The following is an 11,682-nucleotide window of genomic DNA, read 5'->3' as shown; positions in this document are numbered from 1 at the left end:
TTGAGTGTGCGCGGTCCCGTTCGTCATAGGCGCCGCGAACGGCGTCGGCCTGAAGCACCCGTTAGCGCGTTGATGAACGTGGTCAGCATCGATCACATCGGGTCCAGGGAGGCTTGGGCGGGCTGCTCTGACAGGAAGCGGGCAGGGCCGGCAGCATGGGGTGCTTGTCGATCGCACGGAAACCCCCGGGAGAAGACTTTGGCCGGTCTTGCCAGGAACTGTGCGATCGCTGCCTCACGTTCCGGAGCAAGGCGCCCCTGACCGGGGCCGTTGCACCATGTTAAGGGGCGCGCTACTTTCAAAGCCGTGTTCGCTTTCGCTGGGGAGATGTCCGACATAATCATCTGATGATGCGCACACTCAACTCGTTTTCGCGTTTCCACAGGGCGTTGGACCGGATCGGATTTAATCGCTTGGCGACCAGGGCCAGTCTGGTCTTCTGGCGACCTGCCGAAACAGCAGGCGAAAACTTCCAGCGCGTGCTCGACGCGGCGGGGGATGGCATGTACGGCGTCGATGAGACGGGCCGGATCACCTTCGTCAACCGCACACTGTGCGAACTGCTCGGCGCAGACCGGGCGGAGGCCCTGGTGGGCCGGGACCACCACCACGCGCTGGGCCACCGCCCGCCGATAGGGGAGGTGGCTGCGGGGAACCTGGAACGGGGTGACCTGGACGAGTGCGCGTTGTGTGCCTCCGTCGGCCGCGCCGCACCCGCCGATGGTTACATGTCCCTTGGGAGCGTCGACCAGGAGCCGCTGCCCATCGAGTTCATCTCCCGTCCGGTCACAGCGACGGGGATATACCGGGGCACCGTCATCACCGTTCACGACCTGCGGGAACGCCGCGCCCGGGACGCTGAGCACCGCCGTGCACAGACGGAACGCAACCGGCTGCTCTCCGTCGTGGAGGCCAGTGTCAATTTGGTTGTGGTGGGCAGGTCCGATGGGCAGGTGCAGTGGATGAACGCCAGCGGGCGCAACCTGCTTGGCATCGCCGCCGACGAGAACGTCGGGGCCTACAGCATCGAGGACATGTTCTCGCCCGAAGAGCTGGCGCGGATCCAGGAGGAGGACATGCCGGCTCTTGTTAGGGACGGGCGGTGGCGGGGTGAGCGCACCTTGCTGTCCCGCGCCGGAGAATCGATTCCCGTGGAGGTCGCGTCTCAGCTGCACCACGACGAGGACTTCCCCCAGGGCTACTACGTCACGGAAATAATGCGGGACCTGCGGCCACAGCTTGAGCAGGAGCGCAGCCTGCGGCTGAGCGAGAACCGCCTTTCCACCGCCGAGACTGTGGCCCGGCTGGGCAGTTGGGAATGGAATCCCGAGACAGGTTCCGTCAAATGGTCGCGCGGGCTCTACCGGCTGTACGGTATGGAGCCCGGCAGCGGGGAGGAGTCCCTGGACACCTGGCTGATGACTTTGCATCCGGATGATCAGGAACGCGTCACGGAGATATGCGCACGGGTAGCCGAGGGAGAGGGCGCCCTTGATCTTGTGTGCCGTTCCAGCCGCGCCGACGGTACTCCAATGGTCGTCCATAGCCGGGGCGAGGTCGTCGATGAACCCGGCACCCCGCGCGTCGTCATAGGTTCCCTGCTGGACATCACGGAGCATCATGCCGCCCTTGCAGCGGTGCAGCGGAGTCAGGAACGGGCCCGGCGGATCCTGGAGTCCGCGGGCGAGGCCTATGTGCAGTTCAGTGCGGAAGGACTGGTCACCGAATGGAATGTCCAGGCCGAAAGGACGTTTGGATGGACCCGGGCTGAGGCGATGGGCCAGCCGCTGGCCTCGCTGGTCATGAGGCCAGCGGAGCGGGAATCCCTTGAGCGGCTGCTCGGGCTGCCCCATGGATCCGACGAAGCAGGGAATCCCGCAGAGCATTTTGAACAGCCGATGCTGCACCGTTCAGGCCATGAATTTCCCGCTGAAGTAACCGCCTGGACCACGGACGACGGCGCGAAGCGCGTCTTCAGTTGCACCATCCGCGATATCAGCGAACGGCACGCCGCCGAGCGGGTCAAGGACGAGTTCGTCTCGGTGGTGGGCCACGAACTGCGGACTCCCCTGACCTCCATCCACGGGGCATTGGGCCTGCTGCGGGCCGGCCTCTTGGGCGAATTGAATCCCCGCGGAAAGCAGATGGTGGACATTGCCGCCCATAACACGGACCGTTTGGTCCGGCTGATCAATGACATCCTGGATATTGAGCGGCTCAATTCGGGCAAGGTGGCCCTGGAGTTGCAGGCATGCGATGTCGCCGCCCTGGCGGGGCGGTCCCTGGAGGTCATGCGGTCCATGGCTGACGCTGCCGGGGTACGCCTGACGCTCGACGCCCGGCCAGCCGTGCACTGGGTCGACCCGGATCGAATCGAACAAACCATGACCAACCTGCTCAGCAACGCGGTCAAGTTTTCCCCCGCTGGTGCGGAGGTCCGCTTGGTGGTCCGTTCGGATGCAGGCGGGCTGACCATTCAAGTCCGCGACCAGGGCCGCGGCATCCCGGTTTCAGACCTGGAACGGATCTTCGACCGTTTCCAGCAGGTGGATGGCTCTGATGCCCGAGAGAAGGGCGGAACGGGCCTGGGCCTGGCCATTTGCCGCACCATCGCGGAACAGCACGGCGGCCGGATATGGGCCGAAAGCAGCCCTGGCGGCGGGGCGTGCCTGACCATGACGCTTCCGGCCGCCTGCGCCGAGGGCCTGGAGGCGAGCATCGAGGCGCCTGGCGGGCCAAAGATCGTCGTTTGCAGCGAGGACGCCTCAGTACGTGCCCGCATCGTGGAGATGCTGTTGCCGCATGGTTATGAGCCCATCGAGGTCACCACCAGCTCGGTCCTCCTCGACGCGTCACTCCAGCACCGTCCTTCACTGATCCTGCTCGAACAAAGGACCCCGACGGTGGCCAACTGGGAGGCGATCGCCGGCTTGCGCGACCACTCCGAGACCCGGAACCTTCCGGTGGTCTTCCTGAGCTTCGAGGGTGACAGCATCCGGGCCGAATCTGACGTCCTTACTTGTGTGGGCGAGCCCCTGGAAACAGGGGGGCTGTTGGCCGCCATCGGCGAGGCCATCGGCAAGCGGGACACGGGCCCTCAGTTGCTGCTCGTCGAGGATGACGCGGGCTTGGCCGCCGTCCTGACGGAGGGATTCCGGCAGCTCGGCATCGAGGTGCATCACTCACCCACCGCCCGGCAGGCCCTGGCGTTGTGTGCCCACATCGTCCCGGACCTGGTGGTGCTTGACCTTCAGCTGCCGGACCAGGACGGTTTCGCTGTCGTGGCGCAGTTGCGCCGGGACGCACGGCTGGAAAGCGTGCCGTTGGCCGTTTACAGTGCCCGCGACCTGAGCGAGGACGACCGAAAGCGGCTCCGTCTGGGGAAGACCGGGTTCTTCACCAAAGGACGGGTCAACCCGGAGGAGTTTGAACGACACGTGGTGGACCTGCTCGGCCATCTGACCCAAAACGCAAAGGTAAAGACCCATGGATAACCCCCGGCGCATCTTGCTGGTTGATGACGACTCAGGCATTCGGGAAGTGGCCCGCACCGTCCTGGAAATGGTGGGCGGATACGACGTCGAAACGGCCGCCTCCGGGCTGGAGGGCCTCGAGAAGGCGCGCACCAGCCCGCCGGATGCGATCGTGCTGGACGTCATGATGCCCGGGCTCGACGGGCCGGCAACCTTCGCCCGGCTGCAGGAGCAGCCGGAAACGCGCGACGTGCCGGTCATCCTCCTGACGGCCAAGACACAGGCAGCCGACCGTAGCCGGTTCGCATCGATGGGAGTGGCCGGCATGCTCCCGAAACCTTTTGACCCCATGGCGCTCTGTGACCAGATTGCGGGCATGCTGGACTGGCAGCCGTGAACGGCGCCGTCCAGACGGCCCCCGGGCTTGATCCGACGGCGGCGATCCGGGCCATCTGGAACAGCAACCGCGATGAAGTCATGGGTCGCGTAGCCGTGCTCGAGGACGCGGTAGCGGCCGCGATTGAGGGGCGGCTTTCCCCGGAGAATCGCGTCGCCGCCGAACGTGAGGCCCACAAGCTGGCCGGCGCCGCCGGCACCTTCGGCTTCGGGCGGGCCTCCGAGGCGGCGCGCAAGCTTGAAGGGATCCTGGCCGGAACGGACCCCATTCCGCTTGACCGGACCCTCGTCGCGGCCGACGAAGTGGTGGCCCTCCGGGGCGACCTCAGCCGGGACCCCTCACCCCCTGCGGAACCTGCACCGGACCGCCCCTTGACGCCGGTCCCGGCCACCCAGGGCAGCCCGCTTGCGGGTGGCCCCCCACGGCAGGAGGCACCCTCCGGGCCGCTCGTGGCCATCGCGGTGGCCGGCCAAGGGCGCCGAAAACAATTGGCCGCGGCCGCGATCGACCGCGGTTTCCAAACTCTGGTCATCAGTGAGAACGGCTGGCTTCCGCAGGAGGGACCACCGCCCGCCGCCGCGCTCGTCGACCTTGGTGAGGGTGACGGCAGCCTTGTCCTCCTAGCGGCCCTCGCCGCGCTGGATCCTCCCGTTCCCTCGCTGGCCCTGACGCCGTCGAACGCACCCTGCGACCGGGTTTCGGCGGCGCGCGCGGGCGCCCGCGGATTCCTCAGCGCCGAGGCGTCCCCCGGTGAGCTCTTCACCGCGGTGCAAAACCTGCTTGCACCCCCCAAGGCGCCCGAAAGCACAGTGCTGGTCCTCGACCACCTGCCGGCGAGCCTGTCCTCGGTGCACGCCGCGCTGCAGAACGCCGGCTTGGCCGTGGTGGGGCTGACGGAACCGGCGCGGCTGTGGGAGGCGATGGAGGAGACGCAACCGGACCTGCTGATCCTTGAATCCAGTTTGCCCGGGGTTGGGGGAGCGGAACTATGCCAAGTGCTGCGCAGCGACGCCCGATGGGCCAGCCTGCCTGTGCTCCTCTTGACTGCATACGACAATGCGGCCGCCACGGCCGCTCTCTTCGACGCCGGCGCGGACGACGTCGTGGCCAGTCCCTTCGACGGCGCCGACCTGGCCGCGCGGGTACGGAACCGGCTGAAACGCACGCGGGCGCTCCGCGGCCACGCGCCCGTTGCCCGGGACGGGGATCCGCTTGCCGTTGACCACCCTGCCACGCGGACAGCCGGAACTGTCGCCGCTGAAGACGATGTTCAAGTCGTAGTCGTCGAGGATGATCCGCTGCTCGCAGAGCTCCTCCGGCATGCCTTGACCACGCGCGGTTACCGGTTCCGGCACTTCACCGACGGGCAGGCCGCAGCGGACGAGCTGGCGGGCAGCCCGCCCGCGCTGCGGCCGCGCGTGGTCCTGCTCGACGTCGGTCTGCCCGCCCTTAACGGGTTCGGCGTGCTGCGGCAGATGGCGCTCACGGACAACCTCGCGTCCACCCGGGTGATCATGCTGACCGCCCACTCCAGCGAGACGGAAATCCTCAATGCCTTGGAACTGGGCGCGTTCGACCACGTGGCCAAACCCTTCAGCATGCCCGTGCTAATGCAGCGCGTGCGCCGGGCCCTGGGAGACTGACCTGGTGCTGTACGACGTGCTTATCAGTGTTTTGCTCGCCGAAATCGGCATCCTCGGCGCCGGGCTGGGCTTCATTTTCGGCCATGCAGCCCTCCGGCAGGTGCGTGCCGCGCGACTGCGGCCCGACATGCGGGTCAGCATGGATATCTTGGCACGGGTCCTGGCCGGCTCCCCGGACCCTCCGCCCCTTCCAAGGCTTCCGCTGGACAAGGCGATCGAAGCGGTGGCCGCCGCAACGCGCAGTGTCGACGATGCGGGGCGGGCACGACTTGCACAGCTGCCCGCGTACGTGGCACTTACGGAGCGCTCCGTCCGCTGGTGCACCAGCCCGCGGTGGCCCCGCCGGCTCAAGGGCGTCCGGCTGCTGGTCATCCTGGGCGCCGGCCACACCACCGTACCCCTTTTGCTCGAGGACCCGCGCCCGGAAGTGCGCAGCGCCGCGGCCGTCTGGGCGGTCAACCATCCGAGCCCGCAGGTCACCACCCGACTGGTCCAGATGCTCGGTGACGAGGCTCTCGCCTGCCGGCTGACCGCCCAGGATGCCCTGATCAGGATGGGCCGCCACGCCGTTCCCGCCATCATCGGACACTTGTCCGAAGCGGTCCCGGCCGCGCTGGCCACAGCGCTCCTCGTCGCGTCCCGCGTGCGCGACTCCGCGCTGGCCGGACCGGCGCTGGAGCACCGGAACCACAGTGATCCTGCGGTTCGGGCCGCCGTCGCGCAGGTGCTTGCCTCCGGCGGGGGGACGGACGGCGTCGAGGGGCTTGAAGGGTTCCTGGCCGACCCCGCGGCCGCGGTGCGGACCGCAGCCGCGGCCGGGCTGGGCGCTCTGGGGCACTGGCCCAGCTCCCCCCTGCTCGCCGACAGGCTGGGCGATCCTGCCTGGGAAGTCCGCCGCGCAGCCGGCCTGGCACTCGACCGGCTCGGCGGCCCGGGTCAGCTGTACCTTCAGCGGGCACTCCACAGCCCGGACCGGTTCGCACGGGACATGGCCCAGCAGGTGCTGGACCGGGCCGGGCCAGGGCGCGGCAGGCCCACACCGGCAGCGTTTGCCATGAAAAGACAGGAAGAATGATGATCTTCGAGGTCGTCCCCCTGGTCCTAACGGGTTTCGCCTGGGCAGTATTCGCCTATTTCATTGTGGTCAACGGCTGCCAAACCGCCCTTCTGTGCAGCGCCACGGCAGCCATGCGCCGTCACCGGCAGCGGGTATGGGAAGAGGACCGGGTCGGTCTGCTCGGATCCGCCGTGACCCCGACGATCAGTGCCCTCGCGCCCGCGTACAACGAAGAAGCCAACGTAGCCGAAAGCGTCCACGCGCTGCTGATGCTCCAGTACCCGGCGCTGGAAGTAGTGCTCATCAACGACGGCTCCGGTGACTCGACCCTTGACGTACTGATCCGCACCTTCAACCTGTACCCAATCCACCCGATCTTCCGCAACCAAGTGCCGTCCCAACCCATCCGCGGCCTCTACCGCTCACGGATTCATCCCCAGCTGCTGGTGGTGGACAAAGAGAACGGCGGGAAAGCCGATGCCCTCAACGCGGGCCTCAACTGCGCAACCGGCGAGCTTGTCTGCGCCATCGACGCCGACACGCTCATCGAACCGGACGCGTTGCTGCGGATTGTCCGGCCGTTCTTGACCGACGAGAACGTAGTGGCCGCCGGCGGCACCATTCGCGTTGCCAATGGTTCGAAGGTGGCCCACGGGCGCGTCCTGGACGCACGGGTTTCCCCGGGGCTGCTGGCAGGCTGCCAAACCGTGGAATACCTCCGCTCGTTCCTGTTCGGAAGGCTGGGCTGGAATAACCTCGGCGGGAACCTGATCATTTCGGGGGCCTTCGGTCTGTTTCGCCGGGAATCCGTGCTCGAGGTGGGTGGCTACGTCCACGACACGGTCGGTGAGGACATGGAGCTCATTGCCGACCTGCGGCGCCAGGGCCAAGACCGCGGAACCCCCAGCCGGGTGGACTTCGTTCCCGACCCGGTGGCGTGGACCGAGGTCCCGGAGTCCTGGCGTGTGCTCGGACGGCAGCGGGACCGATGGCACCGGGGCCTGACCGACGTGCTGTGCCGGCACCGGGGCGTACTCTTCAATCCGCGGTACCGGGCCTTGGGCCTGGTGGTCTATCCCTACTATCTGGGGGTGGAACTGCTGGGTCCCGTTGTCGAGGCGCTGGGGCTGATTGCGGTGCCGCTCGGATTGATGCTCGGAGCGGTCGATGTGACGTTCGGCGCGTTGTTCCTGGCGGTGGCCTACGGCTGGGGCGTGCTGTTGAACGTGGCGGTCATCGCGCTGGAGGAATTGACGTACCGACGGTACCAGCGTTGGCCAGACCTGCTTCTGCTGCTGTTTTGGAGTGTCGTGGAGGGTGTTGGCTACCGTCAGCTCACAGTCATCTGGCGGCTGCGCGGACTCTGGCGTTATGCCCGGGGCAGCAAGGACTGGGGCGTCATGAGCCGGAAAGGCCTCGGAACTCCAGCACAGGTCTGATAGAGCAATCCCAGGGACCGTAAACCCAATATGATCTGGTGGCCCCAACGCCTGTCGGGAAGCCTCCGGGCACGCGGGTCTTCCCACGAAAACGGTGCTGCTGCCGGCCTTCGAGGAAACCCTGGCCATGCTGGGCAGGATCGGCAACCGGTAGCCGCACCATCACCGGCCGCACGGGCCACGACTCCGGCTGCGCCCCGGCGGGGCGGCCGGCTTGTCTGGTGTTCTTGAACGAGTGAGGCCCCAGCCTTGGGGGGGAAGGCTGGGGCCTGCAATCACTCATCACTCGCACCGTTCTGAGGTATTTCCAAAGTTACCGAGCCAGCCTGCGAGGTTCCTGTGTCCGGGGTGGGAAAACCCCCAGACGGCCGTGGTTGCTGGTCCGGTTTGGCCCCGGGACCGGCCCGCGGGCTCTACTCGACCAGCTTGCCGGCTACCGAGTCGTCGGCGTTGGCCTCGGCCAGGGACCGGAACGAGTCCGGCGCCGGGGGCAGGGCCTCGAAGCTGACTCCCCCGGCCGGGGACCAGGTGAAGTTGCCCTGCAGTGAGGGGTCCATGTCGGGGAAGTCCGAACGGTTGTGGCAGCCCCGCGTCTCGCGCCGCTCCAGGGCGCACTCGAGCGTGGCGCGGGCCGCGAGGAGTGAGCCCAGCAGGTCGTAGGCGTGGGCCAGGTCGTCGAACCCGGCGATGTCGGGATGGGCAGTGACGTGCTGGGCGCGCTCTTCGAGGGCATCCAGCTTGCGCAGGCCCTCCTGGAGTCCCTGTTCGGTGCGCACGACGCCGGCGTGTTCGGTCATCAGGTTGCGCACTTCGCGCTGCAGTCGCCGGGCCGATTCGGTTCCGCGCTCCTGCAGCAGGGACTGCATTTCGGCGCGGGCCAGCCCGACGGCGGAGGGGTCCCGGAGGACCTTGGTGCGGGAGGCCACGTATTCTGCGGCGTGCGTGCCGGTGATGCGCCCGTAGACGAGCAGCTCGATCAGCGAGTTCCCGCCCAGGCGGTTGGCCCCGTGCAGGCCCGAGGAGGCCTCGCCGATCGCGTACAGTCCCTCCACGCCCGTGCCGTGGTCCTCCGGCGCCACCCACACTCCGCCCATGGAGTAGTGCGCGGTCGGGGCGATCTCCATTTTCGTGGTGGTGATGTCCAGCATCTGCAGGTCGATCAGGGTGCGGTAGACGCGCGGCAGTTTCTGGAGGATGACCTCCCGGGGCAGGTGGGAGACATCCAGGTACACCCCGCCCTTCTCGGTTCCGCGACCCGCGGCGATCTCGGTGAATCCGGCCAGGGCCACCCGGTCGCGGGTGGAGAGTTCCATGCGCTCGGGGTCGTAGCGCTCCATGTACCGCTCACCCAGGGCGTTGGTGAGGATTCCGCCCTCCCCGCGCGCGGCCTCCGAGACCAGGGTGCCGGCGGCGTCGTCGGGCTCCAGCAGTCCCGAGGGGTGGAACTGGACCAGCTCGGCGTCCCGGATCCGGGCGCCGGCCAGGGCGGCCAGGCGGAAGGAGTCGCCGGTGTTCTCGTCCCGCCGGGAGGAGGTGTGGCGCCAGATGCGGGTGTGCCCGCCGGCGGCCAGGATGACCGCGTCGGCATGGATTTGGACGGGCGTGCCGTCCACGATGTCGAACCCGTAGGCTCCGAAAACCGTGCCCCCGGCCACCAGCAGGCGGGTGATGTAGATGCTGTCGATGATCTGCACGTTCAGCTCGGCCGCGCGGCGCATCAGTGTGCGCTGGATTTCCAGGCCCGTGTAGTCGCCGGCGTAGGCGGTGCGGCGGTACTTGTGGGCTCCGAAAAAGCGCTGGGAAATCCGCCCGTCCGCCTCCCGGGCGAAGGGCATCCCCCACTTTTCCAGGTCCTCGATCCCTTCGGCCGCGTTGCGCGCCACGGTTTCGACGATGGCCGGGTCGGCCAGGAAGTAGGACTCGCGCAGGGTGTCGGCGGCGTGCTGCTGCCAGCTGTCCTCGGGATCCATGGTGGCCAGGGCAGCGTTGATGCCTCCGGCCGCCAGGGTGGTGTGGGCATCGTGCTTGCGCCGCTTGCCCACCGCCAGCACCTGGACCCCGCGCTGGGCCAGTTCGATCGAGGCGCGCAGGCCCGCGCCGCCGGTACCGATAACGAGGACGGAGGTGGACATCAGGCGTTCAGGTGCGTGCTGTGTGGTCATGTATTCAATGCTAGGAAGGCCCGTATGATGAGTCCAATGCATTATGTGACTGATCTCGATGCGCGGAGGCTATGATGAAACTGGAGCAATTGTCCTCCTTCGAGGCTGTGGCCCGGATAGGCCACTTCACCCGCGCCGCCGAGGAGCTCTTCCTCGCCCAGCCGTCCCTGAGCCGGCAGATCGCCGCCCTGGAGGCCGACCTGGGCGCCAAGCTGTTTCGCCGCGGGCCGGCCGGAGTGGCGCTGACCGACGCGGGCGAGGTGCTTTTGCCCATCGCCCGCCGGATGCTTGGTGACGCGCGGTCAGCACGCGAGCAGATGGACGAACTGGCCGGGCTGCGCCGCGGGCACGTCCGCCTCGGCGCTCCGCCGACCCTGTGCGTCTCACTGGTCGCAGACGTGCTGGCCGCTTTTCGGGCCGCGCACCCCGGCGTGGACCTGCACATCACCGAGGGCGGTTCACGTTCCCTGGTGGACGCGCTGAACGAGAACGCACTGGATTTGGCCCTGGTGGTCACCCGCGGGGCAAACCCATCCGTGCCCGGCACCGAACTGATCCCCCTGCTGTCCGAGGAACTGGTGGTAGTCTCTGCGGCAGGTGCCCCGCTGCCGGGACCGGCGCACCAGCAGCGGGGCGAAAGCCCGACCCCGGCCGAGCTCACCCCGGCCGAGCTCACCTTGGCGGAGCTGGCGCAGATCCCCCAAGTCGCCTTCAACCGCAGCTACGACCTGCGCGGAGCCACCGACGCAGCCTTCTCCGCGAGCGGACTTACCCCGACGATCGCCGTCGAGGGCGCCGAGATGGACGCCGTGCTCCGGTTCGTGGAGCGGGGGCTGGGAGTGGCCGTGGTTCCGGCGATGGTGGTCATTGACCGCCCCGCGCTGCGCAGCACCCGCCTGGTGCGCCCCCAGCTGACCCGAACCGTCAACCTGGCCCGCCGCACCGACGTCGGACCCTCGGCCGCCGCGGCGGCCATGCAACGGTTCGTCTTCGAAACCGTGGACCGGCTCGCCGCGCCGGGCACCGACCTCGCCAAACTGGTCACCGTGACACCGCGCGCGACCGGTCCGGGGCGCTGAGCTGGATGGCACCGCCGAACATCCAGGAACGCCCCATCCCGGACTCCGGCCCGTACAGGGAATTCAGATACGGAGCCTGTTAGCGGTCATGAAAAACTGCCCATGAGCGGTCCCGAAAATGCCTGCGGGCGACTCATCGCTCGCGCCGGCCGACGTCGGCGCCTCCGCATGCCCGAGGGTCTTGCTCGTAATACAAGAATTGCCAGCTTTCCGCGGGAGGGCCCACAGCCGATCCGTTTGCTGCGTCCAAGAGGTGTCGGAACCAGACCGGAATCGGGCTCCGGGAAACTAAAGGATTCGAACCTGTGCCTTCGGCCAGCAACGTAAGCGCCGTGACCGGCCTTAAGGGATGGCTCATAGAGGCGTGCCATGGGCTGGAGGCCTCCGGGGTTTGTCTGCGGGTAAGGCCGCTGCCGTGTGGGACACGCCGGT

General features: G+C 67.9%; 7 protein-coding genes. 6 read left to right on the top strand and 1 reads right to left on the bottom strand.

The genetic code is table 11. The annotated features are described in order from the left end of the window. Window positions 1–347: 347 nt before the first annotated feature. The 5 genes from NCCP_RS09030 to NCCP_RS09010 are packed head-to-tail and all read left to right on the top strand — an operon-like array spanning window position 348 to window position 8,009. Complete coding sequence (locus NCCP_RS09030) at window positions 348–3,494, top strand: PAS domain S-box protein (protein ID WP_149956914.1); 3,147 nt, start codon at window positions 348–350, stop codon at window positions 3,492–3,494. Beyond that, window positions 3,487–3,870 (top strand): response regulator, encoded by a 384-nt coding sequence (locus NCCP_RS09025; protein WP_149956913.1) that lies wholly within the window; start codon window positions 3,487–3,489, stop codon window positions 3,868–3,870. Before NCCP_RS09030 ends, NCCP_RS09025 begins: the two co-directional genes overlap by 8 nt. After that, complete coding sequence (locus NCCP_RS09020) at window positions 3,867–5,513, top strand: response regulator (protein ID WP_149956912.1); 1,647 nt, start codon at window positions 3,867–3,869, stop codon at window positions 5,511–5,513. The genes NCCP_RS09025 and NCCP_RS09020 overlap by 4 nt, the downstream gene beginning before the upstream one ends. Window positions 5,514–5,517: 4 nt before the next feature. Next, entirely contained in the window at window positions 5,518–6,588 is a 1,071-nt protein-coding gene (locus NCCP_RS09015) for a HEAT repeat domain-containing protein (protein WP_149956911.1), read from the top strand. Further along, window positions 6,585–8,009: a glycosyltransferase family 2 protein gene (locus tag NCCP_RS09010; protein ID WP_216364695.1), complete on the top strand. Its 1,425-nt coding sequence runs from the start codon at window positions 6,585–6,587 to the stop codon at window positions 8,007–8,009. The genes NCCP_RS09015 and NCCP_RS09010 overlap by 4 nt, the downstream gene beginning before the upstream one ends. A 413-nt stretch (window positions 8,010–8,422) precedes the next feature. On the opposite strand, the gene NCCP_RS09005 is transcribed toward NCCP_RS09010, so the two are convergent. After that, entirely contained in the window at window positions 8,423–10,171 is a 1,749-nt protein-coding gene (locus NCCP_RS09005) for an L-aspartate oxidase (protein WP_149956910.1), read from the bottom strand. A gap of 74 nt (window positions 10,172–10,245) precedes the next feature. Here NCCP_RS09005 and NCCP_RS09000 point away from each other — a divergent pair, with 74 nt between their 5' ends. Then, complete coding sequence (locus tag NCCP_RS09000; RefSeq protein ID WP_172627356.1) at window positions 10,246–11,250, top strand: LysR family transcriptional regulator; 1,005 nt, start codon at window positions 10,246–10,248, stop codon at window positions 11,248–11,250. Window positions 11,251–11,682 lie beyond the last annotated feature (432 nt).

Source organism: Zafaria cholistanensis, from assembly GCF_008580665.1.
Lineage (GTDB): Bacteria > Actinomycetota > Actinomycetes > Actinomycetales > Micrococcaceae > Zafaria > Zafaria cholistanensis.
The sequence above is the reverse complement of the archived record's forward strand: the minus strand, read 5'-3'. Positions and strand labels throughout refer to the sequence as shown.

Bases quoted from the DNA above. Each gene is read 5' to 3' on its own strand.
- NCCP_RS09005 (WP_149956910.1), bottom strand. From the start codon at position 10,171: ATGACCACACAGCACGCACCTGAACGCCTGATGTCCACCTCCGTCCTC.
- NCCP_RS09030 (WP_149956914.1), top strand. From the start codon at position 348: ATGATGCGCACACTCAACTCGTTTTCGCGTTTCCACAGGGCGTTGGAC.
- NCCP_RS09000 (WP_172627356.1), top strand. From the start codon at position 10,246: ATGAAACTGGAGCAATTGTCCTCCTTCGAGGCTGTGGCCCGGATAGGC.
- NCCP_RS09010 (WP_216364695.1), top strand. From the start codon at position 6,585: ATGATGATCTTCGAGGTCGTCCCCCTGGTCCTAACGGGTTTCGCCTGG.
- NCCP_RS09025 (WP_149956913.1), top strand. From the start codon at position 3,487: ATGGATAACCCCCGGCGCATCTTGCTGGTTGATGACGACTCAGGCATT.